The organism is Shewanella sp. DC2-4 (assembly GCF_013248875.1).
Classification (GTDB): domain Bacteria; phylum Pseudomonadota; class Gammaproteobacteria; order Enterobacterales; family Shewanellaceae; genus Shewanella; species Shewanella oncorhynchi.
The window spans coordinates 1,228,033-1,252,630 of the sequence record NZ_JABRVR010000002.1 but is presented as its reverse complement, the minus strand read 5'-3'; the positions used below and the strand labels follow the sequence as shown (position 1 = coordinate 1,252,630).

Below are 24,598 nucleotides of genomic sequence, written 5' to 3'. Positions count from 1 at the left end.
ATTTGCTAGGAACCACTCTCTATAAAATATAGATGGTATCCCCTAGGGGATTCGAACCCCTGTTACCGCCGTGAAAGGGCGGTGTCCTAGGCCTCTAGACGAAGGGGACCCGGACTTATGATTTAACTCGTAACCGAGCTTTGTAACACATTCACTTCAGTAGGCTAGGAAGTAAATGCCTTGTTCTTACCAAACAACACGTTAGTTATTTGCTAGGAACCAAAATGTGGTATCCCCTAGGGGATTCGAACCCCTGTTACCGCCGTGAAAGGGCGGTGTCCTAGGCCTCTAGACGAAGGGGACCCGGACTTATGATTTAACTCGTAACCGAGCTTTGTAACATATTCACTTCAGTAGGCTAGGAAGCAAATGCCTTGTTCTTACCAAACAACTCGTTAGTTATTTGCTAGGAACCAAAATGTGGTATCCCCTAGGGGATTCGAACCCCTGTTACCGCCGTGAAAGGGCGGTGTCCTAGGCCTCTAGACGAAGGGGACCCGGACTTATGTTTTAACTCGTAACCGAGCTTTGTAACACATTCGCTTCAGTAGGCTAGGAAGCAAATGCCTTGTTCTTACCAAACAACACGTTAGTTATTTGCTAGGAACCAAAATGTGGTATCCCCTAGGGGATTCGAACCCCTGTTACCGCCGTGAAAGGGCGGTGTCCTAGGCCTCTAGACGAAGGGGACCCGGACATATTAATTTGAACTTAACGTTCCCGTTTAACATCTACGGTCTCATAGGCACTCTTCTAAGTAGAGAAGTGTGCCTTGGGTGTATTAATTTAAACTTTCGTTTCTGCTTAATAAGGCAGTAAATTGGTGGAGCTACACGGGATCGAACCGTGGACCTCTTGCATGCCATGCAAGCGCTCTCCCAGCTGAGCTATAGCCCCAAATTTTTGTCAACACAGCTAACTTTAGCAGTATATGTATCAGCAGAAATTTAGACTTTGTTCTTACCAAACAACACGTTAGTTATTTGCTAGGAACCAATATTTGGTATCCCCTAGGGGATTCGAACCCCTGTTACCGCCGTGAAAGGGCGGTGTCCTAGGCCTCTAGACGAAGGGGACCCCGGACATATTAATTTGAACTTTTCACTAGATAAAGGTTCCCGTTTAACATCTACGGTAAGTTTGGTGGAGCTACACGGGATCGAACCGTGGACCTCTTGCATGCCATGCAAGCGCTCTCCCAGCTGAGCTATAACCCCAAACCTATCGAACTACATTTAAGTGCACTGCAAGCATTTGCTCGACTGTGTCTCAACTGCGTGGCGCATTCTATGCAGCGCACCTAAAAGTGTCAACTCGTTTTTTTAGGAATTTATTCTATCTGCTACAAATTCAATCGCTTTGGATATTCTTTGCTCAGAACGGCTTCTTCCAATTAAAAATAGTGTGATATCTAAGCCTGGAGACTGCCCTGCCCCTGTTACTGCAACACGTAAAGGCATACCGACCTTACCCATACCCACATCTAATTCAGTCGCTGTATCTTCAATTGCCTGATGAATAGCTTCAGCTGTCCACTCAGTTAATGCCGATAATTTCTGTTGCACCAGTTGCAATGGCTCTAACGCAACACCGCGTAAATGCTTTTTCGCCTGTGCTTCATCAAACTCAGCAAAATCTTCATAGAAATAGCGGCTAGATGCGGCTAACTCTTTTAGAGTCTTAGCGCGCTCAGCTAATGCAGTGACCACTTCAGCTAATGCTGGGCCATTTGACAGATCAATTTTTTGATCGTCCATGTGCCATTGTAAGTGTGTTGCCACATATTCTGGATCTAGGCTCTTTATATAGTGTTGGTTCAACCACACCAGTTTATCGGTATTAAAAGCAGAAGCGGCTTTGTTGATGTCACTCAACTTAAAGAATTGCTTCATTTCTTCTAATGAGAAAATCTCTTGATCGCCATGTGACCAACCTAAACGTACTAAATAGTTCAGCAGTGCTTCTGGTAAATAGCCATCGTCACGGTACTGCATTACGCTAACAGCGCCATGGCGCTTAGACAACTTAGCGCCGTCATCACCTAGAATCATAGATACGTGTGCATATTCTGGGATCGGCGCCCCTAATGCTTTAAGAATGTTGATTTGACGCGGGGTATTGTTGATATGATCTTCACCACGCACCACACAAGTGATCCCCATATCCCAATCGTCAACCACCACACAGAAGTTATAAGTTGGCACGCCGTCGGTACGGGCGATGATCAAGTCATCTAATGCATCGTTAGAAAATTCAATCCGACCACGAACATGGTCATCAAATACCACTGAACCACCGATTGGATTTTTAAAACGCACCACAAATGGTTCATCAGTCTCGCGAGCGGGTAAGTCGCGACAGCAACCATCATACTTTTGTGCTTCACCGTTAGCGGCCTGTGATTCTCTTAAGGCATCGATTCGCTCACGTGAACAGTAACATTTATACGCTGTGCCCTTTTCTAACATTTGAGCAATGATTTCGTTATAACGGTCAAAACGCTTAGTTTGGTAATATGGGCCCTCGTCCCATGTCAAACCTAGCCAGTTCATGCCTTCTAAAATCGCATCGCAAGCGGCTTGAGTCGAACGCTCAATATCAGTGTCTTCAATACGTAATACAAACTCACCGTTATTGGCACGGGCTTGTAACCAAGAATAAAGTGCAGTACGGGCACCACCAACATGCAAGAAACCGGTAGGACTAGGGGCAAAACGCGTCTTAGTTGTCATAATGGGACACTAACCTATATAAAGTCGTCTAGATAAAGACAATCACGATAAAAAAAGTGGGCTTATTCTAACAGTCAAAGCAGGCGCTGCAAATGGGACAAGCTTCACAGTATCACTTATCTGGTTAAATCGTGTCGCGAATCCCTCCCTTTTATAGGGAAGCCAATATAAAGCGATATATAAAGGTGGCACTATTGCTATCACCACCATTGATGAATGCTAACACTTGAGAAGATTTTTCAGGCTTTATATTCCAACCCCTAAATCTCTACACCTATATTCCTTCGACTATAAATATCTGCGCCATCGAACACGCGCATCTATACACTATCAATGCACTCATGCTGTTAGTGCGTTAATTTTTATAAATCACTCACTTCCTCAGCACTTTTACCACAAAAAAGTCAGGTGAATGGGATGAGTTCAACTCGTATTTAATCGCGAGCGTCCAAATTACGTACCATTGACTGGCGAATTAAATAACACTTTGATCGGCGGCGTGATTAGCATTAAGCCAATGTGGACAAAAATAGCGCGACCAATGCTTTTTTCACTAAAAAGCGTTGACACTAGATCGAACCTCCCTATAATACGGCTCCACACAGCGAGGTCGATTAGCTCAGCTGGGAGAGCACCTCCCTTACAAGGAGGGGGTCACTGGTTCGAGCCCAGTATCGACCACCATATTTTCTACAAAGAAATTATGGCATACAAAACGTTATATCCCAGGTCGCTTAGCTCAGCTGGGAGAGCACCTCCCTTACAAGGAGGGGGTCACTGGTTCGAGCCCAGTAGCGACCACCATATAACTTGATGTGTTAATGTGTAAAAGTCATTCCCAGGTCGCTTAGCTCAGCTGGGAGAGCACCTCCCTTACAAGGAGGGGGTCACTGGTTCGAGCCCAGTAGCGACCACCATTCTTTAGTGAAGAATGACTTAAAAATTGTGTAGTTTAAGAATGCCCAGGTCGCTTAGCTCAGCTGGGAGAGCACCTCCCTTACAAGGAGGGGGTCACTGGTTCGAGCCCAGTAGCGACCACCACATTCTGCAATACACATGTTATATCCCAGGTCGCTTAGCTCAGCTGGGAGAGCACCTCCCTTACAAGGAGGGGGTCACTGGTTCGAGCCCAGTAGCGACCACCATATTCTGCAATACACACGTTATATCCCAGGTCGCTTAGCTCAGCTGGGAGAGCACCTCCCTTACAAGGAGGGGGTCACTGGTTCGAGCCCAGTAGCGACCACCATATTTCTCCCACAATAAACTTTACCCACGTGCTCACTCAACTATGCTTAATCTCAATCAGCGAGTGCTAAATTGTGCTGTTCGGCATTTTATATTTCGTTAAATACTAAGCACTATCGACACTCAGCCTGATTTCATTCTGCTCTAGCATTTTTGGAGATCAACATTATGGCCAGCGTCAGTCAATCAGCTTCTCTTGCCAATATTGCCACTTATTTAAAGCATACCCACGCCTGCGATGAGCAAACGGCTCTAAAAGAAGCGCGGGAAGTCATGCATAATCTCGTCAGCATGCGCCAAAAAGGCTTTATTACCGGTTGGTACTTTGATGAACAAGGCCATTTAGCCTTGTTACCTAGCGATGCTATCCTTAAACGTATTCTTTTAGAGGATGACTAACAGTCATCAAATGAATTGTGTCTTGATTGACTACGATAGCTATCGACTTAACCTCCATAGACTCCACATCTCACCTACACTTCTTCTCCTAAAGCAGCTCACCACAATATTTGTCGTTATATCGCATACTTTTACGGCTTTTTTTGATCTCAAAATAACTAAGTTTGTTTAATTTATCTGCAACGACAAGAGCCGTCAATTTGGGGCCGATCTTCACTATGGGTGGGTTTCCACCCAAACACAAAATCACTGTGAGCGAGATCTCACCCACCAAACTAAAAGTGTGACAAACATCAAATGAACTACACTTTAGTAACCAAACACTTACAGAAGCCAGTGTAAGTTGGCGTGGTATTTGCCTTTAGTAAGACAGACCTCAGGGAAATCAAGGCTGTATTCCTACTCAAACTTGGTAACAAACTAACCAAGACTGAGGACAAATCCTAACAACAGAAAAAGGAACTCAAGATGATATTGAATCAACAAACTGGATTGACCCGTCCACTCAAAACCTTAGTCAAAATACTCGCTGTTGCCTCCGTATTTGCGACCAGTTTTAACGTATTTGCAGAACCGATTGAAATTAAGTTTTCACACGTAGTGGCAGAAAACACACCTAAAGGCCAAATGGCACTTAAATTTAAAGAACTCGTTGAACAACGTTTACCAGGTGAATACAAAGTCAGTGTATTTCCTAGCTCACAGTTATTTGGGGATAACAACGAACTAGCGGCACTGCTGTTAAACGACGTACAATTTGTCGCGCCTTCACTCTCAAAGTTTGAACGTTACACTAAACGCCTACAAGTATTCGATTTACCATTTTTATTCAATGATATGGATGCCGTGAACCGTTTCCAACAAGGTGAAGCAGGTCAAACATTACTGAACTCAATGAACCGTAAAGGGATTGTCGGACTGGGTTATTTACACAATGGTATGAAACAGTTCTCCTCTAACACACCACTTAACAATCCAGCAGATGCTAAAGGCTTAAAATTCCGCGTAATGGCGTCTGATGTTTTAGCGGCTCAGTTTGATGCCATCGGTGCGATGGCTATAAAGAAACCGTTCTCTGAAGTCTTTACCCTGCTGCAAACCCGCGCTATCGATGGTCAAGAAAACACTTGGTCAAATACTTATTCACAAAAGTTCTATGAAGTGCAAAGCCAAATCACTGAGAGTAATCACGGTGTTCTCGACTATATGGTCGTGACCTCTGACACTTTCTGGAAAGGTCTACCAGCTGACAAACGTAAGATCATCAAAGAAGCTTTAGACGAATCTATCGCATTAGGTAACAAGATTGCTGCTGAAAAAGACAATGAAGACAAAAAGTTAATCCTTGATTCTAAACGTTCACAGTTAGTGACCCTGTCTCCTGCTGAACGTCAAAAATGGGTTGAGGTAATGAAACCTGTTTGGGCTAAGTTTGAAGATCAAATCGGTAAAGATGTGATTGATGCTGCTGTTGCTGCAAATAAATAATAATGATGATAGCCGCTTAAGCTCAACCGAGCTTAGGCGGCCATTTCAGCGAGGGGATTATGGCTGTGATATCGCGAATATTTGGTTATATTGAAGAAGGTGTGCTCAATTTATTGATCACTCTGATGACGCTGTTAGTGTTTTCAGAAGTCGTCGCCCGCTTCTTCTTCAACACGGGTTTTCTTTGGATCCAAGAACTTACATTAACCTTTTGCGGTTGGTTTGTGTTATTTGGTATGTCCTATGGGGTTAAAGTCGGTGCCCATATTGGTGTCGATGCGTTTGTTAAAAATTTAGCGCCAAAGGCTAAAAAGATAGTATCTCTTATTACTGCCTTTGTTTGTATCGTCTACTGCGGACTCTTTTTAAAAGGCAGTTGGGATTACTTAAGCCAGATGTATCAAATCGGTTTGCCTATGGAAGACATTCATTTCCCACAATTTATATTAAAAAGCCTTGATCCAGATTTTGCTTGGAACACTTTAAAAATAGATATTGAAGATGGCGCAATACCGATTTGGTTATCTCAAAGTATTTTAATCATTGGCTTTTTTATGTTGACTTGGCGTTTTGTCGAACTCTTTATCGCCATTCTGCGTGACCAAGTCTCAGGCTTCCAATTTGCCGATGAAGCGAAAGAAAGTATGCATTTAATCGATGAGAACGCTAAAAACGCTAAAGTAGATCCAGTCTCTGACCAAAAGGAGGCTAAATAATGGCTATTGCAACCCTATTTACTGCCCTATTCGTATGTATGTTTCTCGGTATGCCTATCGCTATCGCATTAGGTTTTTCCAGCATGCTGACGATTTTATTGTTCTCGAATGACTCCTTAGCTTCAGTTGCACTCAAGCTGTATGAGTCTTCATCTGAGCATTACACTTTACTCGCAATCCCCTTCTTTATTCTGTCATCCGCCTTCCTATCAACGGGTGGTGTCGCTAGACGGATTATCGATTTTGCCATGGACAGTATTGGACATGTCCGTGGTGGATTAGCGATGGCATCCGTTATGGCGTGTATGCTGTTTGCTGCGGTTTCTGGATCTTCTCCTGCGACTGTTGCGGCAATTGGTTCTATCGTCATAGTCGGCATGGTAAAAGCAGGTTATCCCGAAAAATTTGCTGCAGGCGTGATCACGACCTCTGGCACTCTCGGGATTTTGATCCCACCTTCAATCGTCATGTTAGTGTATGCCGCAGCAACGGAAGTGTCGGCTGCAAAAATGTTTATGGCAGGCTTAATCCCAGGTTTAATGATGGGATTTATATTGATGATCGTCATTTATATCGTTGCCCGCTTTAAAAACTTGCCCTCACGTCCTTTTCCTGGCGTTAAACAACTGGGGATTTCAAGTGCCAAGGCAATGGGTGGATTAGCACTCATCTTTATCGTATTAGGCTCTATCTATGGTGGCGTAGCTAGCCCAACCGAAGCATCAGCTGTGGCTTGTGTATATGCTTACCTTATTGCGGTATTTGGCTACCGTGATATCGGGCCATTAAAAGACGTGGCATGGCGGAATCAAGGTGAAAACTTAGCCAAAGCAACTGCGCGTAACTTAGGCCATATGTTCTTAGGACTGATTAAAACGCCTATCGACAAAGACATACGTCATGTTGTGCGCGATGGTGCCAAGGTCAGTATCATGCTGCTGTTTATCATAGCTAACGCTATGCTATTTGCGCATGTATTAACCACAGAGCGTATCCCTCACATTATTGCTGAGTATATTGTTAGCATGGGTTTACCCGCCTGGGGATTCCTGATCATCGTTAACTTACTGTTGCTTGCTGCCGGTAACTTTATGGAGCCATCGGCGATTGTACTCATTATGGCGCCAATTCTGTTCCCTATTGCAACGCAATTAGGCATAGATCCTATCCACTTAGGTATCATCATGGTCGTGAATATGGAGATCGGTATGCTAACGCCGCCGGTGGGACTCAATCTCTTTGTCACCGCGGGGATAACGGGGCGCAGTATTGGTTGGGTGATTCAGTCGGTTCTGCCTTGGTTACTCGTGATGCTAGCCTTCTTAGCCCTGATTACTTACGTACCACAGATTTCACTCTTCTTACCTGAATGGTTGGATTCGATGCGTGGATATTAGTCTGCAATTCAAGGTTGTGAGATTACCCCTTGATTACAGATAGATTTTAAGCGAGCCTAGTCAGGCTCGCTTTGTTTTATTATGCGCAGTATCAGTTATTGATCCCGTTGCTTTATCAGGATAACCACCATGTTGCCCATGACGCCTAAGGCCAAGAAACGCCTCTTTCTGACCGTTGTGTTACTTGCAGGCCTATTTGCAACCCTCAAACTGACCTACTGGGTGCATTTGCATCAAGGTAAAATCGAGATCCAAAAGCAATCGGAGAAACAACTAAAGGAATTAGTCAGTTTTCTCGATGGTGCACTATCGCGCTATGAAAGTATTCCCCACGTGCTCTCGACTAACCCAATGCTCGCCAATGTCCTGAACGACCAGCAGAATCTAGATAAAGTTCAAGAGCTTAATTTATATCTCGAAGAAATTCAGCATGTCACCGAAGCATCCGATATCTATCTGATTGATGCCTTAGGTATCGCCATTGCCGCCAGTAACTGGCAACAAAGTTTTTCCTTTATAGGCAAGGACTACTCCTTTAGACCCTATTACACAGATGCTATCTCGGGCAATCTAGGCCGTTATTACGCAGTGGGTACCAGCTCAGATAAGCGCGGATTTTATTTCTCTTACCCTATTTATCAACAAGGTGGTAAAGGCATACTTGGGGCCATCATAGTCAAAGTTAACATTGCCGACATAGAGCAACAAAGTACCAGTATCGCGATTGCGGGTCAGTATCAGTTCCTTATCAGTGATCCTGAAGATATCGTCTTTATTTCCAGTATCGATGAATGGCGGTTAAAATCACTAACCCCGCTTACCCAAGCCAAGCAATATGCCCTTAATGCCTCTAAACGCTATGCAGAACGTCCCATAGGAGAGTTGTTGATGAAGCCGCCCTATGAAAGTGGTAGTCAAGCTATGCTCTACCAGCTGCAAACGGGTACAGACCATGAACAATACATGGACATCCACCAATCAATGGCGAAGGCAGGCTGGCGAGTACACATCTTAGCGCCAATCAAACCTTTACTGACCTCTTTGCCCGCACTGATGTTACTGTCAGCCAGTATTTATCTTTTGCTGGCACTCAGCATCCTATTTAACGCCGAGCGCCGTCGCAATCTACACCGAATGCAACTAGCGCAAAGCCTATTAGAACAGCGAGTTGAAGAACGCACTCAGGACTTACAGCAGGCCAACAATCAACTCAAAGATACTCAAGATGAGCTGATCCAAGCGGCAAAACTGACAGTGATAGGCAGTTTATCTGCCAGTATTAACCATGAACTCAATCAACCACTCGCGGCACTTCGCAGCTATGCCCAAAATACCCAAACTTTTCTCGCCCGTGATATGCAAGATAAGGCACTGGATAATATCAAGATTATTATTGAACTTACCGATAGATTAGCCGATATTGTTGGGCAATTTAAAAGCTTTACCCGCAAGAGCCAAGGCGCTGATAGCGCAACCGATATTGGCCGCTGTATCAAGCAAGCCCTGACCATAGTTCAACCTGCAATTGATAAACAGGGTGTTGAACTCGATGTGCAATTACCCAACGGCAACTATCAGGTTTGGGGCGATAAGGTTAGATTACAACAAGTGTTTGTCAACATTATGAGCAACGCCATTGTCGCTATGCAACAATCGGTTAAACGCCAATTGGTTATCCGCGTGACCAGTGAAGATAAGTTTTGCATCAGTATCCAAGATTCAGGCCCTGGTGTACGTGAAAGCCAAATGGAGAAAATCTTCGAACCCTACTTTACCACCAACGAACGGCACGGACTGGGGCTAGGCTTATCGATTTCACAACGTATTATCGAATCCATGCAAGGCCAAATTAACGTTGCCAATGCCGAAGAGGGTGGCGCTATTTTCCAGATTATTTTACCTATTTACTTGCTCGAGGAACGTTAGTTTTATGAGTGTGCCCAATTCAATTCAAGATTATTCTGTTCTCATCATCGACGATGAGCCGCACATAGGCACAGTTCTCGTTCAACTATTTGAACTGGAGGGCATTAAGGCGCTTGCCACCACAGAACCCAAAGGTATCGCTAAGTTGCTGCATAAAGATTGGGCGGGAATGGTGATATCGGATGTCAACATGCCACAATTAGACGGCATCAGCTTAATGCAACAAATCCGTCTGCAAGATCCCGATCTCCCCGTTGTCCTACTCACTGGTTTTGGTGATATTGCCATGGCAGTCAATGCGTTAAAGCAAGGCGCCTACGACTTTCTCGAAAAACCCTTTAATAACGAACATATACTCGATGTGGTTAAACGCGCCTTAGAAAAACGCAGTCTGACCTTAGAGAACCGCAAGCTTAAAAAGGATCTCGAAAGCCAAAGCGTACCGGGCCCTCGTATTTTGGGTAACAGTGTCGGCATCAACCGTATGCGCCACATCATAACGCAAGTGATAGATACGCCTGCGGATGTGTTAATTGAAGGCGAAACCGGTACAGGTAAAGAACTTGTTGCCCGCTATTTACACGACCACAGTAGCCGCAGCCAAGCCAACTTTGTCGCCATAAACTGTGGTGCGATCCCCGAAAACCTGATTGAAAGTGAGCTCTTTGGCGCCGAAGCGGGTGCCTTTACCGGCGTCGATAAGATGCGCATTGGTAAGTTTGAATATGCCAATGGTGGCACGTTATTTTTAGATGAAATTGAGAGTACGCCACTGTCGCTGCAAGTAAAACTGCTGCGAGTGCTTGAAGATCGTAAGGTTGAACGTTTAGGCTCTAACAAGAGCATCAACTTAGATATTCGCGTGATTGCGGCTACAAAAGTCGATTTAAAAGGTCTGTGTGACACCGGGGAATTTCGCCAAGACTTGTTGTATCGCTTAAATCTGGTGACTGTGCCCATCCCTCCCCTGAGAGATCGCCGTGAAGATATTCCGTTACTCTTTTTACACTTTGCCCGCGTCGCATCGGCACGCTATCACAAAGCGCTTATCGCCTTAAATGCGGAGCAAAACGCGATACTTACTTCCCACGACTGGCCAGGCAATGTGCGTGAGTTACGTAATCTCGCCGAACGCTTTGTGCTGCTGGGCGGAGAAGCCGCCTTTGCTGGCACATTAGGCAATACTCCAAGCCTGCACTCGAGTATGTCCTTGCTACAAAGGGTAGAGTTTTTTGAACGGGTACTGATTGAAGAAGCACTTAGCCACAACAAGGGCAGTATTAAGCAGACAATGGAGCAGCTAGAACTGCCCCGAAAAACCCTCTACGACAAAATGCGTAAATACGATTTAGACCGCAAACAGTACATTAATTCCGATGACTAAAAGGCATATTTAAGCTTTAGACCAACGCCCGTTTGACATGAGTTTGATGGTAATGCAAACGGGTGATAGCTAAGGCGATCAAGGCTAATAAGGTTAACGATCCCATCACCACACCGCGCCACTGTGCCTCGTGCCAAAACATCATCAAATAAGGGCCGCCAATCGCAGCACCTAAGTAATAACAGCATAAATAGAGTGATGTTGCCTTAGCTCGATCACGACTGGCCCGCATTGCAACAAAGGAATTACAACAACTGTGGGTAAGGAAGAACCCACAGGCGGTCATTAAAAAACCTAAGCTAATGGTTAAGGTCGTATCAAACAGGGTCAATAAACTACCGAGTAACATCACGCACCAAGACCACTGATACAACTTATGTTGGCCAAATTTGGCGAGCCATTTAGCAGTAAAATATGACGCAACAGTGCCGCTGGAATAACACAGGAAAATCAAGGTAGCTTGGAAACGACTCCATTCATAGGGTGGAGCCATCAAATGCAGTTGAATAAAACTAAATTGATTCACCATCATCATGAAGGTCAAACCACCAATCGCGTAGACTAAACGCATTTGCGCATCGGTGAGATGATGACTAAAGCCATGAAGATCTTGCGCTAAACGGGCGCGTTTTGATAAGGAAGGCTCAGTGTTACTGGGTGACATCGACTGCGCATCGGCAAGTGAAGGCAGCAAATAGTTCACTAAAGCCACCCCCGCTAACGTCACGAGAAACAGCAACCACATAGATTCTTGCCAAGATAAAAACTGCGACATTAAACCACCGAGCAGACGTCCAACAATCCCGCCAATACTGTTCGCCATAATATAAATACCTGCGGCTTTCAGCATAGTGCTCGGTGATAATTGCTCCTTAAAGTATGCCATGGCAATCGCAGGTACGGCAGCGAGTAATGCACCTTGTAGCAATCGCACTAGCACTAATCCATTAAAATCCGGCGCCCAGATTAATAGTAAGTTAGACAATGCCAATAACCACAAGCTGACAATAATTGGAGTGTGTCGACCGATACGATCTGACAGTACCGCATACAAGAGCAATGAAAAGGCTAAGGAAAAACTGGTCACCGACAGGATCAAGGTTGCTTTAGAGCCTGATACCGCAAAATGTTCCGCAATCAGCGGCAACATGCCTTGCATTAAATACAAGTTGATATAGACCACCACTGAAGCGACGCAGAGCGCCCACATCAATCGGGTGTCACGCTGTTTATTGTCAATCATAGTATCTAATACGGCTTGCACGGGAGCCTCGACCAAGTATCACTCATAGGATAGACAAAGATTATCACTGGGCATAACATAACAATAATAGATAATTTCTATCGTAATCATTGATTTTTGTTATAGAAATAGCGCACCAAAAGTACACTTCTTGCCACTGATAAAATAGTACGAGCCCGATTAATGGATATTCGCCAACTCAAACATTTAGATGCCCTTGCCAATACCGGCAGCTTTACCGCCGCAGCCAAGAAACTGAATATGGCTCAGCCCGCGTTAAGTCAAAGTATCAAGCGCTTAGAGGTCGCACTCGGCGTCACCTTAGTCAATCGTACGAGCAACAAGAATGATAAACTGCTCACACTCACGGCCGAAGGTATAGTCCTGCATCAACACGCCACTTTGATCCTAAAACAAGTTAAGCAGGCCGAAGCGCAAATCCGCGCCATGGCCAATCTCACCTCGGGAGAGGTCCGCATTGCCGTGCCGGGCATGCTGGGTTCTTTCTATCTCCCCTCGCGCTTAATGGCTTTTCGGCATAAATACCCCGAGTTGAAACTATCACTGTTTGAAGGCGGGACGCGGGATGCACTGCGCATGTTGCAACAGGAAGAAGTGGATATTGCGATCATTACCGCCCAAGACCTACAACCCGAATTTGATAGTCAGCTGTTGATCCGTGAGCAAATGGTGATCGCCATGGGTGCTGAACACCCTTTAGCAGAACATAGCGCTGTGAGTCTACATGACTTTTTCGACCATGAATTAGTGATGTTCAAAACAGGTTATTTCCACCGTGAGTGGATACTCTCTCAAGCCAAAGAATTAGGCAAAAAGCCCAATATTGCCTTCGAGACCAATCTTATTAATCTGATTAAACAGATTGTTTCCCAAGGATTTGGGATCACCAGTGTACTTGAGATGGCGATAAGCTCAAAAGATGACATTTTAGCCAAACCCTTCGATCCACCGGTATTTTTAAACCTCCATATTGCATGGAAAAAGCAGCGCCCCGTCAGCCAAGCAGACCGCGCCTTTGTCGATTTTTTAATGTCAAATCGCTAACCCAAACCAGCAAATACAAAAAGGGCTGATATCAATATCAGCCCTTCACTCTTACCATTAAACCTTCCGATTTTACTCTGAGGGTTTAGCCTTGTTTACGACGACCAAAAGCAAAAGGTAGCAACAACAAGCTTAACCAACCTAAGGCACCACCATCATCTTTCTTGGCTGGTGTTTCAGTCACAGATACAGACACAACACTTGAATCTTTATTGCCGTGGTTATCAGACACTGTCAGTTGGAATGAAACCGTCTGAGCAGAGCCACTCACGTTTGGTGCAACGAGATTAAGCTTGGCCGCATTAGCGTCAAAGTTAAAGCTGGCGCCCCCTAACTGAGTCCATTTGTAGGTCAAAGGATCATTGTTGGCATCCGACGACTTGCTCGCATCGATGAACAAAGGTTTACCTTCTTGGACAGTGGCAGGAGCTTCAATCACAGCGACTGGCGCCACTTCTGGAACATCAAATTGATACTCCTGCTTCAAGATTTCAGCCGAGTCGTTATTCACTTTGTTGGTCAATGCCACTATGTTGCCTTGACTCGCCTTACGTGGCACTAAGTCAAAGGTGACATCTAATGCCGCAGCAGCTGAGGCCATTTCGATAGTCCAAGTGATCTTATTGCCCACTTGTGCGCCTTGATGGCTAATATTAGCCACTTCGTGACCTTCTGGTAATAACGCCTCTAGGGTGTAAACACGGGTTTCTTGCGTTTTGTTCGCTTCAATACGTGTCTTCATCACTTTAGCGGTGCCAGGTGTTAATTCACCAGAAACAGTACTGCCTAGAGGAGGTAATACGTCATCACTAACGCGCTCAAATACGACCGGAATTTTAACAGGTGCGACTTTGTCATCAGTGGTGGTCAGCGTCAGCATAGCTATGCCAGCATCTCCCACTAGCATCGCTTGTTTCCATGCTAAGTTGACATTGAAATCTTTATGATCACCCGTAAGATTTGCAGTTAAGTTATCACCCGCTTCATCGTATAAGGTTACTTGTTTCAAACTAAAGGCATCATCCGCATCGGCTGCAGATGCCTGATAGTTTTGTACAACGACAATATACTCACCCTTCACTGGGTTCTTAATGGATACACTTTCCTTTGAACCGCCAAACGCAGAAGATGCCGCGATAGAAAGCTTGCTACCGTCTTTCTTATCGAGTATCACAAACATGTCTAAGTCAGGAGAGGTTGTATTACCGATTGATGCATTGAAATATAAAGCTTTATCTTCAACATTAAAGCTAAATACTTTTACGCCATCGGCCAAATCATCAAATGCACTATCGGTATTTGAATCCTGTTTCACACTTGATTCATAAGTAGCGCTTAATTTAAGTGCAGTCACTGTCGCCGCAACACCCGGTAGATCAATCGCTTTCAAGTGCGCCAAATTACGTTCATCTGCATCACGTGAGGCTGAAACATTAACCAAAGCAGGTAAATCGCGTTTAGCTATCTTAGCTACGATCGGCATATTAGCCGTTGGGAAAGTATCGGACGTTAATACTAAGTTACCAAAGCCCCAACTTGCACCGACGTCAGTCACATCCGCAGTCACTGTAATCGTTTGGCTTTCACCTTTTTTGAGATTAAAGCTTTCTGGCGTCACAGTTAACGCGAATTTATCCGTTGCGGAAACGCCTTTTGCAGTCCAGCTACCATCAGCCGTTGCAGTAACAATACGTGTCCAAGTACAAGTATCAATACAACGTGAATCAGCCATGCTTGGAATGTTTAGCTTACGTGGATCGCCACCTGTCGAAGGATTAGCAATCTCGTAGTTTAAGGCACTTTCATCCATCACTAAGCCCGTTTTTGCCGCTAAATCAACACGAATACGACCGGCTCCTACGTCAAACGGATCAGCAACGGTTTTACCATCGGCTTTTTTCATGGCTTGGGCTGTCGTTGACGTCATCATTAGCGCAGAACGAATGTTGTCTGGCGTCCAATCCTTATGCAGCGATTTAAGTAACGCACCAGCACCGGCAACGTGAGGACTCGCCATTGAAGTACCTGACATCAAAGTGAAATCAGCAGGATCTGTACCTGTTTCATCATGGCCAAACTGTTGGTCGGAATAAGCAGCGTAGATGTCACTGCCCGGTGCAGCGACATAGGGTACGAGTACATCGTTAGTCAGGTTAGGTCCAATCAATGAACTGGCAGATAAAACATCCGCTTCTTTACTGGCAACTTTAGGGGTTGGAGACAGCATGATTTCAAGAGCAGGATTTGCCGCCATAGCAGCAATCAATTCTAAGCCATCAATATCACCAATAAATACCGCTGGAATATTCAATTTATCCAGCCCCGACATAGTCAGACGCGCATTATTTTCACCATCTCTATTGAAAACAATCACACCCTTAGCGCCAGCTTCCATTGCTGCGGCCACTTTGATATCGAATGAGCAAACACCGCGTCTTAAAACGGCGATCTTGTCTTTAAAGGCATCTGCTGGGAACGGTTTACAGGCTTCAAAATTGGTCGCATCAATTGCGCCAGCATAAAGGGGAACACCTTTGAGCACTTCAGTTTGAACCGGACCAGAACCAGCAGTGTAATGATAGTTTTTACCATTAAATTCCACGGCGCGTACTATGTCACGGTTATGAGTCGAGTTAGCGACCGAAGTATACCAAGGTGCATTTTTAGGCGTAGAGTAAGGTGTTTGATTAATCGCAGGGCTCGTGCTTGTCGCAGCACGTGTGTTACCCGCAGCCACTGCAGCAAAAATCCCCGCATTACGCGCGGCTAAAAAACCTTGTTCCGTCGCACTATTCCACGGGTTTCCACCACCACTGATAGAAAAGTTCAGCACATCGACGCCATCTTTAATCGCATCATCTAAGGCTTTTAAAATCGGTGCACTTGGACACCCTGAATAAGTGTCGCCCGCATTACCCGGATTACAAATTTGATAGGCTATGATGTTCGCGTGGGGGGCCACACCTGAGATTTGTTTAAATTCAAGGCCTGTCGCAATGCCATCGCTTTCTAACTTACCTGTTTCACCTTGCACATAAGGCACATTCACTAGGATGTTACCTGCTGCGGTACTCGCAACGTGAGTACCATGCCCACCGTAATCCTCACCATTTTTAGCTGGAGGGGTGTCACCAAACACTTTTGCATCGTCGTAGTTATTTGTTATCTCAGAGTAACTGCGAACTCCAATCAACTTGTCATTACACATGCTCGCGAAATCAGTTTTACAATCACCAATATAGATGCCTTGACCTAATGGGTTTGTGTGGTCATAGCCATCTTGGCCAACATCAGCGAAAGAAGCATGATCTGAGTTAATACCTGAGTCGATAATACCGACGATCACGCCTTCACCCATGGCTTTCGTGCCCGTCGCGCTGCCATCCCATACATTAGGAGAACCGATAAGCGCTTGACTGACGTCGGTTTCCATTTGCTCCATGCGCTCGCGCTCAACAAACGCAACCTCAGGTAACTCAGCCATTTTCTTCGCTTGAGCTTGAGTCATGCGAACCGCCATACCATTTAACGCATACTGATATGTCGTTAATGGTTGCAGATTGGTGCCAATAGCCGCACTCGCGTTAGCTAAAAATCGGTTCTGTTTTACTTTCAAATAACTAACATAACTTTTGACTTCAGCTTTAGAAGCATCAAGTTTACCGTTCACAGCAACTTTTGAAGTACCGTTTACCTGCACTCTTTGTGAACTAGTCGCTTTCAATCCTGGAATAGTTCCTTGGTAATTAGCAACCGAACTATCGCGTAAACGGACGATATAAGTATATTCACCCTCACCTAAATCTGCTTCTGGTACAAACTTAACCTCCGCTCCGGCAGCGTTACCGCGTAATGAAGTGACTTGTAATTCACTTGGAATATCTAACTGCAGGGTTTCACCCGTAGGTGATAATACGGTTTGTGCATTTGTCGCCGACGATAACAGTGCCATAGACACTGCTAATGCTATTTTAGTTTTCATTGTGACTTCCCTAATTCTTATAAGTTGTATGATTTATAAAACTCAGGTTTGGGTGGCATGAAAACGCTGCGACAACCAAAAACATCACCCGTAACTGACATTTTTTATGAATAACCATTCAATTTACTGTGATGATGATCACTGAGTTTTATCGCGACAATTTGTAACACGCGATGATACAAATTAAAACAGCAAATTAACAGAACGTAATTCAGTAAATGATGAACAACCTCATACCTTGTTAAAATAAATCCATAGAACCTTTATCCGACTGTTTTATGTCCCAACGATAAGTCGTAGTATAAAGTCGATAAAAACAAATAATAAACATTAAATCATAGCGTTAAAATTAACCTTTAAGTGTCGGCTCAAAAATAGCATTAGGTTAAACAGAATAAATCCCCGTAAATAAATACTCTCTTTTATAAATATCATTAGTTACAAAATAAACACAAAATACCATAAGCTGAAACAACAGATCACCAAAAAACGAAACGTTAAATTAACAAATTGTATGCATTTTGTATTTGTATAATATTTTACAAAATGATACCCCTTATAAAAAATTAACTAACTTATGCATTAATATTCTTAATCCTGTATAGAGCAAATTAATACTTAATCTCACATTTACAGCATAGCAAGCGGATTATTGACCACAAAAAAGCCCTTTCAATATCGAATTGAAAGGGCTAAATCTTCATCAATATAAAAACAATATTATTGCAGTTATGGCCAGTGGTTAATTCGCCATAACCGCTTTCATTAACACTTCTGTCGTGAACTTATCATTATTGATAACTGGGAACCTGTCATAGGTTTGGAATATCACTTGGTCTTGAAACTTGATCATCGCCACTACGCCATATTGGATACTTTTATCGATCGATTTAGCGGGCAATGTAAATTTAAATGGCACAGGTGCTCTGGCGATATTGAAGGTTTTTTGTGCGACGATGACACCTGGAGTATTCAAATCAATAATGGCAATAATGATTTGGCAGCCTTGAGGTAATGGGATCTTCTCTAGATAGCCAGCTGCGCCATTGATGATAATCGGTTGATCAGGTGTTACAGTCACGCAGCCATTGAGCAAGACAGCCATGAGAGAGAACAATATAAACGATTTTATTTTCAGATACATACTAACGTCCTTTTACCATGCGTATCAGGCCTTCTTGGGTAGAAGAAGCCACTAACTCGCCTTGTTGATTGAAAAACTGCCCTCTGACGTAACCTCTGCCACCGCTAGCATTAGGGCTATCGATACTGTAAAGCAACCACTCTCCCATATTAATCGGGCGATGGAACCACATCGCATGGTCGATCGTCGCCATTCGTACCCCAGGACTTAAGAAGGATACACCGTGGGGCTGAGCTGCCGTGACTAAAAAGTTAAAGTCTGAGGCATAGGCGAGTAAATATTCATGGATATGGGCATCATTTGGCATAGGACCATTAGCCCTCATCCAAACATAACGGTACGGCTCGGTTTCTTTAGGCGCAAAAGGGTGCAGTGGATTGACCAATCGCATCTCAATTGGCGCATCGGCCATAAACTTTTCAAGTATGCTCGGCGGTACTTTATCCCGCATCGTCAGCGCCAATTCCTGCTGATTCAACAAACCTTCAGGTCCGGGCACTTGCGGCATAGCGGCTTGATGACTAAAACCTTCCTCAGGTTCTTGGAAGGAGCAGGTCATATGAAAAATTGGTCGACCTTTTTGAATAGCACTAACCCGACGAGCGCTAAAACTACCGCCATCACGCATATTTTCCACTTCATAAACAATCGGCAACTTCTCGTCACCAGCACGTAAAAAGTAAGAATGTAATGAATGGATCTTACGCTCAGCAGCTACAGTCTGTTTTGCGGCGCTCAGTGCTTGGCCCATCACTTGACCACCAAACACATGCCCAAAACCCAGATCTTGGCTTTGACCACGAAAGAGGCCAATTTCAATTTGCTCAAGGGAAAGTAATGATAAAAGATCGTCTAATACCTGACTCATGGGATCCTACTGCGTAATTAGCAATTAATCTTAAAGGGTAACTCAGTTAGCATTAAGCTGACCAGTCTTCTATCGATTATTCACAATCAAATCATCACTCCAACGGTGAGGAATTAAACGAGGCACGCTGGAGTGTCTATGTTATTTATTGTGGTTAGCATTTACGGCTTTATTGAGCCACTTACTGCATTTAAATCGCTATAGATGCAGGCTTAGTTCAAATACAAGCATGATGAATCAATCGATTTTAATGTGATGTTCTAGCGCACTTAACTTAGACCAAGACAAAACCTTATCCTCTCCACAGGAGTGCAAAGTCACGGGGAAGGATTGGTGTAACTGTGGCCACTGCTGCGCGAGGTTATCTGGCGTAAAAAGACCTTCATTAAAATACATAGGCTGAAATTCGACAAACATGCCGTGGCTAACACTGCCCGCTCCGGCGAGTAGATGTTGACCATTTGGCGCCTGTTCACTCACCAAGAAAGCCGTAGTAGCAGTTAATGATTCAAAGGAAAATAGCGGCTGAATCGCACTCGCTAAATGTTTGGCCGTCATCGCGGTTACGGCCTGAGGGCATAAACTATTGACTCGAATATTATGAATTTCACCTTCTAATGATAAGCTATTCACCATGCCGACCAGCGCCATCTTGCTTGCACTAAAACCAACTTGGTGCAAGTCACCGAACAAGGCCGAGGCTCCCGTTGTCATCATTATCCGGCCAAAATGCTGTTGTTGCATATAAGGCCAAACAGCTTGAGTGAGATAAAAGCTGCCATTGAGATCGACATCCAATTGCCGTTGCCACTGCTCAAGTTTAATGTGCTCAAAGGGACAAGCACCATAAACGCCCGCGTTATTAATCAAGATATCAATGCGATGCCAGCGTAGGATCACCTCTTCAATCATGCTATTCACTTCATTTCGCTGACTCACATCAAGCACAAAATAAATGCAATCTCCACCGAGTTTAATAATGCTGCAATAGGTCTGCATTAATTCTAAGTTAGCTTGGCTCGTCTGAGCGCCGTCGGTGGAAATTGACTCATAAGACGATAACGGCTGGTCGACGAGTATCACTTTTGCCCCCCGTTCAGCCAACATGATGGCATACGCTCGACCTAACCCAGCCGCAGCCCCAGTGACTAATGCCACCTTATTGTCAAAACGCATCCAAATATGTCCTTATCGGCATTGTTGTAGCGGCAAAAAATAACGAGCATAGGGTAACAACCGCCTATGCTATCTACTAAACAGAGTATTTAGCGTTACGCCTATGTCATGGACAGCACAAAGCCTCCATCAACATTAACTATGGAAACACAGACTTTTTTGATTTTCTTTGAACTTAACGACAAATCTCATCCTGCATCAGTGAACATATGTGCGCCAATTCAAACTCTGTTAAATGCGTTTATTAGATAGTGCTCACTTTCGTGTTAAATCTTGTTATGCTATGCGCTAATTGAGCCCTTGCTCGGTACCATTCCCATTTACCAATAATGACTGGACGCCATGAATCCTTGGATTTTAGCAATAAGACCCCGTACGCTACCCGCGGCCATAGGTCCCCTACTGATAGGCAACATTCTCGCCCTGCATCTTGAGAGTTACAGCTGGTTAATCGCTGCCACTTCAATGTTGTGTGCTGTCTTATTACAAATCGCCGTCAACCTCGCTAACGACTATTTTGATTTTAAAAACGGCATAGATACAGACGAGCGCTTAGGGCCCGTTCGCGTGACTCAAAGTGGTTTAATTTCACCAACAAGCGTTCGCAATGCCATGATATTTTGTCTCTTAATGGCGCTTGCCGTGGGATCATATCTGATTTGGCACGGAGGCTGGCCCATCGCCATTCTCGCCGCAGCCGCTATTTTAGGTGCTCTTGGCTACAGTGGTGGCCCCTATCCCCTCGCCTCCCATGGGCTCGGTGAAGTAGCGGCATTTGTCTTTTTTGGGTTAGTGGCAGTGGTGGGCAGTTATTATCTGCAGGCGGGCGATACGACTGTTAATGCGTGGTTATTAGGCTGTGCGATTGGCTTATTTAACGCTGCGATAATGTTGGTGAATAACACTCGCGACATCCGTACCGACACCCAAGCGGGCAAACATACTCTAGCGGTACGTATTGGCGAAGCTCAGGCAAAAGTGCTTTACCAAGCCTTAATCTATTTGCCCTTTGGTCTAGTCATCGCTGGCTTTTTATTCGGTATTTTACCCGGTTTACCAGTACTACTTGCGGGATTATCTCTGCTTATTGCCCGCAAACTCAGTAGCGATTTTTATGCCGTTTCTGGTGAAGCCTTAAATCCGTTACTCGGCCGCACAGCTAAGTTAACCATGATTTTCAGTACCTTGTTTAGCGTGGGTTTAGTGTTTACCGCATAAGAGTAAATCCGCTAAGCTAATGCTACACCACAGCTCAATGCTGAATATAAAAAGGTTCATATCTTCGATAGATACGAACCTTTTTTATTGGCCGCAGCACGACTTCAATTTGGCTTATTATCGACGAGGGAAATCCTACCCCATTTATTGCCAGATATAACCAGAGATCAGCGTGTTTAACAAAATACCATTAAAGTTGCGTTCGGCATGGGATGAACCATTATGGCCTGCACCAAAACACACGTGTAGCGGTAATAAATGTTCTTCCCGCGGATGACTAAAACGCGCTTCAGGGGCTGATTGCCAATGAGTTAACGCTGTTTTTACCTCGGCAGAACTAACACTTGCCGTTAAAGTTTGCGTCAACCAATGATCAAATTCTGCACTGCGGCTTTGCACTGTGAGATCGCTTGAGAAAAATGCCCGCATATTGTGAAACGACATGCCAGACCCCACGATCAACACCCCTTGGTCCCGCAGCGGTGCTAAAGCCTCCCCAATCGCTATATGGATTTTAGGATCGAGGCTGTGGACTAACGACATCTGCACCACGGGAATATTCGCCTCAGGATACATCAACTTAAGTGGTACAAAAGTACCGTGATCAAATGCGCGTTCGCTATCTAAGCGGGCGGCGATGCCCTTATCCGCTAGCATATTCGCAATCTGTGCGGCTAATTCTGGCTCACCGGGTGCAGGATATGTCAGCTGATAAGCCTCAGGTGGAAATCCATAGTAATCATACAAAATACTTGGCTTTGGGCTACTCGACAAAGTCACCACAGATTCTTCCCAATGGGCAGTGATCAACACAATCGCCTTCGGAGTTGGCATTGGCGCTGTTACTGAAGTTAAAAATGCACGCAACTCCCTATGATTAACATCATTGAGCAAAGGCATAGGGCCACCACCATGGGGCACAAATAGCACAGGCATACGACTCGCGTTAACTTGCATCATAATCCTCTCGTGTTGATTAACTTATATCTGTACTACTGGCTTTAAACTCAGCATTTCTCGCTTAACTCACTGTTCTACATAACACTTCAATGCACGCTTAAAATGCGGAGCGATTCAGCACCAACTGCCGCTGAAATTGCACTAAACGCTCAATAATTTCATCCAGTTTGATAACCAGAAAGAGGCCAGCCGATAAACTCAATGCCGGCAGTGCATTAATCGGCGCTTCATAGTTAAAGTGGAAATAAATCGCCCCCAACATAATCGCCAGTAAACCGCTCGCCGATAGCACTCGGTAGTCACGTAGACACAACCCAAGGGCGCCAATCACTTCCATCAAACCAATAAAATAACCAAAACCAGTGGGAAGATTCATTAATGTGAACGGAACATGGAACATAGACACGCCAAATAACTTGGCAAATCCCGAGATGAAAAACACTATGCTCATCGCCAATGTGACGGTTACAGCGGCGCGATTAAGTGTATTGGCACAAAGGAATAACTTCTGTGTATCAACCTCTGCAACTAAGCCATTGATACTTGAACCCTTAGTATCACATAAGTTTGAAAATCGCATCGCACACACCCCATTAAACGTGATATTTGCCGTCAGTCTTGGGCATAAATTCGCAGACGACGAGTGAGAATGGAATCGATTATGAGCCGATAAAAAATAAATAAATATGGAATAAAATCTAATATCTCATAAACTAATAATTTATAACTTGCGAGCAATCCTTGTGACCTTAGACCAACTGCTGATGTTTAAAACCGTAGCTGAGGCGGGCTCACTCAAAGCTGCCAGTGACAAGCTACATAAAACCCAACCCGCCATTAGCCAAAGTATCAAACAGTTAGAATCCCAACTCGATCTTATCCTGTTTAATCGCGAAGGTTATCGACTCGCCATCACTGAGCAAGGTCGAAAACTGCTGCAACATACCCTGCGGGTACTGAATGAAGCGCAAGAAATGAAGCAAGTAGCGAAGCATTTAGCCAAAGGTAACGAAGCAAGCATCACCTTAGCTTTTGAAGCCTCCTTTAATCTCGCTCGAATTTTGCCGATTTTAGAGCTGACTCAAAATGAGTTTCCCTATACCCAAATTATTCTCAAACAAGAGTTTTTAACTGGTGCACTCGAAGCGCTGAATCAAGATAAAGCTGAAATCATCATCTCTGCGGGCGGAATTGAACCCATACGTTCGAGCCATTTAGAATTAGCCTATCTTTTTTCCGGTAGCCTTCTCGATGTTGCCGCGCCGCGCATGCTTGAGCGTCATCCAACACTGACCTACGCACGAGAGCTCGTTAATGAATACCAAATAGTGATCCAAGATACGGGCTCAGGCACTGCGAATATTGAGTTTGGGGTACAGGCGGGGCAACGACGTTGGTATGTTAATGATTTTTACACCAAAAAAATGCTTATTCAAAGTGGTATGGGCTGGGGCAAACTGCCGCACTATATGATTGAAGATTCACTCAAACAGGGCGCGTTGATTGCACTGGATCTGCGTGAAAGGCAAAACAACATTCAACTCGATTACTATGTGATGCGAAAACCCCACTCACCTTTAGGCCCCGTCGCCAAAGCACTCTGGCAAAAGCTGATCGCCTTTTCATCTGAGCTGAATGCTTAAGACTTCAAG

17 protein-coding genes and 13 tRNA genes are annotated in these 24,598 nt (G+C 44.6%); 15 read left to right on the top strand and 15 right to left on the bottom strand.

The genetic code is table 11. From position 1 onward, the window contains the following. Nucleotides 1–33 precede the first annotated feature (33 nt). The 8 genes from HQQ92_RS06300 to gltX form a co-directional block, all read right to left on the bottom strand. Nucleotides 34–109, bottom strand: a tRNA-Glu gene (locus tag HQQ92_RS06300). A 118-nt stretch (nucleotides 110–227) separates the two neighbouring features. After that, a tRNA-Glu gene (locus tag HQQ92_RS06295) sits at nucleotides 228–303 on the bottom strand. A 118-nt stretch (nucleotides 304–421) separates the two neighbouring features. Then, nucleotides 422–497: transfer RNA gene (locus HQQ92_RS06290), tRNA-Glu, on the bottom strand. 118 nt (nucleotides 498–615) lie between these two features. Further along, a tRNA-Glu gene (locus tag HQQ92_RS06285) sits at nucleotides 616–691 on the bottom strand. A gap of 130 nt (nucleotides 692–821) precedes the next feature. Then, nucleotides 822–897: transfer RNA gene (locus HQQ92_RS06280), tRNA-Ala, on the bottom strand. A 104-nt stretch (nucleotides 898–1,001) separates the two neighbouring features. Further along, nucleotides 1,002–1,077, bottom strand: a tRNA-Glu gene (locus HQQ92_RS06275). 64 nt (nucleotides 1,078–1,141) lie between these two features. Then, nucleotides 1,142–1,217 (bottom strand) — tRNA-Ala (locus HQQ92_RS06270). 105 nt (nucleotides 1,218–1,322) lie between these two features. Beyond that, nucleotides 1,323–2,732 carry a glutamate--tRNA ligase gene (gene gltX, locus HQQ92_RS06265; RefSeq protein ID WP_105252064.1) on the bottom strand — a complete coding sequence of 470 codons (1,410 nt, stop codon included), beginning with the start codon at nucleotides 2,730–2,732 and terminating at the stop codon, nucleotides 1,323–1,325. A gap of 608 nt (nucleotides 2,733–3,340) precedes the next feature. Between gltX and HQQ92_RS06260 the strand changes: the two genes are divergently transcribed. The 12 genes from HQQ92_RS06260 (at nucleotide 3,341) to HQQ92_RS06205 (ending at nucleotide 11,290) form a co-directional block, all read left to right on the top strand. Next, nucleotides 3,341–3,416 (top strand) — tRNA-Val (locus HQQ92_RS06260). A gap of 44 nt (nucleotides 3,417–3,460) precedes the next feature. Continuing rightward, nucleotides 3,461–3,536: transfer RNA gene (locus tag HQQ92_RS06255), tRNA-Val, on the top strand. Between the two features lie 37 nt (nucleotides 3,537–3,573). Beyond that, nucleotides 3,574–3,649, top strand: a tRNA-Val gene (locus HQQ92_RS06250). Between the two features lie 48 nt (nucleotides 3,650–3,697). Beyond that, a tRNA-Val gene (locus tag HQQ92_RS06245) sits at nucleotides 3,698–3,773 on the top strand. 28 nt (nucleotides 3,774–3,801) lie between these two features. Next, a tRNA-Val gene (locus HQQ92_RS06240) sits at nucleotides 3,802–3,877 on the top strand. A gap of 28 nt (nucleotides 3,878–3,905) precedes the next feature. Continuing rightward, nucleotides 3,906–3,981: transfer RNA gene (locus HQQ92_RS06235), tRNA-Val, on the top strand. Nucleotides 3,982–4,148: 167 nt separating this feature from the next. Beyond that, nucleotides 4,149–4,379, top strand: a complete 231-nt coding sequence (locus tag HQQ92_RS06230; RefSeq protein WP_105252063.1) for a hypothetical protein — start codon at nucleotides 4,149–4,151, stop codon at nucleotides 4,377–4,379. 468 nt (nucleotides 4,380–4,847) lie between these two features. Beyond that, entirely contained in the window at nucleotides 4,848–5,867 is a 1,020-nt protein-coding gene (locus HQQ92_RS06225) for a TRAP transporter substrate-binding protein (RefSeq protein ID WP_173243975.1), read from the top strand. A 59-nt stretch (nucleotides 5,868–5,926) separates the two neighbouring features. Beyond that, nucleotides 5,927–6,583 carry a TRAP transporter small permease gene (locus HQQ92_RS06220; protein ID WP_049821767.1) on the top strand — a complete coding sequence of 219 codons (657 nt, stop codon included), beginning with the start codon at nucleotides 5,927–5,929 and terminating at the stop codon, nucleotides 6,581–6,583. Next, on the top strand, nucleotides 6,583–7,980 hold the full coding sequence (locus HQQ92_RS06215; RefSeq protein ID WP_028761090.1) for a TRAP transporter large permease: 1,398 nt from the start codon (nucleotides 6,583–6,585) through the stop codon (nucleotides 7,978–7,980). Before HQQ92_RS06220 ends, HQQ92_RS06215 begins: the two co-directional genes overlap by 1 nt. A gap of 129 nt (nucleotides 7,981–8,109) precedes the next feature. After that, entirely contained in the window at nucleotides 8,110–9,906 is a 1,797-nt protein-coding gene (locus HQQ92_RS06210; protein WP_173243972.1) for an ATP-binding protein, read from the top strand. A 4-nt stretch (nucleotides 9,907–9,910) separates the two neighbouring features. Then, nucleotides 9,911–11,290, top strand: coding sequence for a sigma-54 dependent transcriptional regulator (locus HQQ92_RS06205; RefSeq protein ID WP_028761092.1), 1,380 nt, complete (start codon nucleotides 9,911–9,913; stop codon nucleotides 11,288–11,290). A 16-nt stretch (nucleotides 11,291–11,306) separates the two neighbouring features. On the opposite strand, the gene HQQ92_RS06200 is transcribed toward HQQ92_RS06205, so the two are convergent. Further along, complete coding sequence (locus tag HQQ92_RS06200) at nucleotides 11,307–12,554, bottom strand: MFS transporter (RefSeq protein WP_113941015.1); 1,248 nt, start codon at nucleotides 12,552–12,554, stop codon at nucleotides 11,307–11,309. Between the two features lie 162 nt (nucleotides 12,555–12,716). Here HQQ92_RS06200 and HQQ92_RS06195 point away from each other — a divergent pair, with 162 nt between their 5' ends. Further along, the gene (locus HQQ92_RS06195) at nucleotides 12,717–13,598 is read left to right on the top strand and encodes a LysR family transcriptional regulator (RefSeq protein WP_028761094.1); all 882 of its coding nucleotides are present in this window, start codon (nucleotides 12,717–12,719) and stop codon (nucleotides 13,596–13,598) included. 85 nt (nucleotides 13,599–13,683) lie between these two features. Here HQQ92_RS06195 and HQQ92_RS06190 read toward each other — a convergent pair whose 3' ends face one another. The 4 genes from HQQ92_RS06190 to HQQ92_RS06175 form a co-directional block, all read right to left on the bottom strand. Further along, on the bottom strand, nucleotides 13,684–17,580 hold the full coding sequence (locus tag HQQ92_RS06190) for a S8 family serine peptidase (RefSeq protein WP_173243969.1): 3,897 nt from the start codon (nucleotides 17,578–17,580) through the stop codon (nucleotides 13,684–13,686). Nucleotides 17,581–18,322: 742 nt separating this feature from the next. Next, nucleotides 18,323–18,724 carry a YbaY family lipoprotein gene (locus HQQ92_RS06185; protein ID WP_028761096.1) on the bottom strand — a complete coding sequence of 134 codons (402 nt, stop codon included), beginning with the start codon at nucleotides 18,722–18,724 and terminating at the stop codon, nucleotides 18,323–18,325. Between the two features lies 1 nt (nucleotide 18,725). Further along, a complete protein-coding gene (gene tesB, locus HQQ92_RS06180; RefSeq protein WP_028761097.1) occupies nucleotides 18,726–19,592 on the bottom strand; it encodes an acyl-CoA thioesterase II in 867 nt (288 codons plus the stop codon). 237 nt (nucleotides 19,593–19,829) lie between these two features. Next, entirely contained in the window at nucleotides 19,830–20,768 is a 939-nt protein-coding gene (locus HQQ92_RS06175; RefSeq protein WP_173243966.1) for an SDR family NAD(P)-dependent oxidoreductase, read from the bottom strand. Nucleotides 20,769–21,110: 342 nt separating this feature from the next. Here HQQ92_RS06175 and HQQ92_RS06170 point away from each other — a divergent pair, with 342 nt between their 5' ends. Continuing rightward, the gene (locus tag HQQ92_RS06170) at nucleotides 21,111–21,986 is read left to right on the top strand and encodes a 1,4-dihydroxy-2-naphthoate polyprenyltransferase (RefSeq protein WP_173243963.1); all 876 of its coding nucleotides are present in this window, start codon (nucleotides 21,111–21,113) and stop codon (nucleotides 21,984–21,986) included. A gap of 144 nt (nucleotides 21,987–22,130) precedes the next feature. On the opposite strand, the gene HQQ92_RS06165 is transcribed toward HQQ92_RS06170, so the two are convergent. Together HQQ92_RS06165 and HQQ92_RS06160 are read right to left on the bottom strand one after the other, a co-directional pair. Then, the gene (locus HQQ92_RS06165; RefSeq protein WP_173243960.1) at nucleotides 22,131–22,946 is read right to left on the bottom strand and encodes a class III extradiol ring-cleavage dioxygenase; all 816 of its coding nucleotides are present in this window, start codon (nucleotides 22,944–22,946) and stop codon (nucleotides 22,131–22,133) included. A 97-nt stretch (nucleotides 22,947–23,043) separates the two neighbouring features. Continuing rightward, on the bottom strand, nucleotides 23,044–23,526 hold the full coding sequence (locus HQQ92_RS06160; RefSeq protein WP_028761101.1) for a DoxX family protein: 483 nt from the start codon (nucleotides 23,524–23,526) through the stop codon (nucleotides 23,044–23,046). 163 nt (nucleotides 23,527–23,689) lie between these two features. On the opposite strand from HQQ92_RS06160, the gene HQQ92_RS06155 reads away from it, so the two are divergent. Next, on the top strand, nucleotides 23,690–24,589 hold the full coding sequence (locus HQQ92_RS06155) for a LysR family transcriptional regulator (protein WP_173243957.1): 900 nt from the start codon (nucleotides 23,690–23,692) through the stop codon (nucleotides 24,587–24,589). The last annotated feature ends 9 nt before the right edge of the window (nucleotides 24,590–24,598 follow it).

Coding starts and splice junctions, on each gene's coding strand:
- gltX (WP_105252064.1), bottom strand. CDS start 2,732: ATGACAACTAAGACGCGTTTTGCCCCTAGTCCTACCGGTTTCTTGCAT.
- HQQ92_RS06230 (WP_105252063.1), top strand. CDS start 4,149: ATGGCCAGCGTCAGTCAATCAGCTTCTCTTGCCAATATTGCCACTTAT.
- HQQ92_RS06225 (WP_173243975.1), top strand. CDS start 4,848: ATGATATTGAATCAACAAACTGGATTGACCCGTCCACTCAAAACCTTA.
- HQQ92_RS06220 (WP_049821767.1), top strand. CDS start 5,927: ATGGCTGTGATATCGCGAATATTTGGTTATATTGAAGAAGGTGTGCTC.
- HQQ92_RS06215 (WP_028761090.1), top strand. CDS start 6,583: ATGGCTATTGCAACCCTATTTACTGCCCTATTCGTATGTATGTTTCTC.
- HQQ92_RS06210 (WP_173243972.1), top strand. CDS start 8,110: ATGTTGCCCATGACGCCTAAGGCCAAGAAACGCCTCTTTCTGACCGTT.
- HQQ92_RS06205 (WP_028761092.1), top strand. CDS start 9,911: ATGAGTGTGCCCAATTCAATTCAAGATTATTCTGTTCTCATCATCGAC.
- HQQ92_RS06195 (WP_028761094.1), top strand. CDS start 12,717: ATGGATATTCGCCAACTCAAACATTTAGATGCCCTTGCCAATACCGGC.
- HQQ92_RS06190 (WP_173243969.1), bottom strand. CDS start 17,580: ATGAAAACTAAAATAGCATTAGCAGTGTCTATGGCACTGTTATCGTCG.
- HQQ92_RS06185 (WP_028761096.1), bottom strand. CDS start 18,724: ATGTATCTGAAAATAAAATCGTTTATATTGTTCTCTCTCATGGCTGTC.
- tesB (WP_028761097.1), bottom strand. CDS start 19,592: ATGAGTCAGGTATTAGACGATCTTTTATCATTACTTTCCCTTGAGCAA.
- HQQ92_RS06175 (WP_173243966.1), bottom strand. CDS start 20,768: ATGCGTTTTGACAATAAGGTGGCATTAGTCACTGGGGCTGCGGCTGGG.
- HQQ92_RS06170 (WP_173243963.1), top strand. CDS start 21,111: ATGAATCCTTGGATTTTAGCAATAAGACCCCGTACGCTACCCGCGGCC.
- HQQ92_RS06165 (WP_173243960.1), bottom strand. CDS start 22,946: ATGATGCAAGTTAACGCGAGTCGTATGCCTGTGCTATTTGTGCCCCAT.
- HQQ92_RS06160 (WP_028761101.1), bottom strand. CDS start 23,526: ATGCGATTTTCAAACTTATGTGATACTAAGGGTTCAAGTATCAATGGC.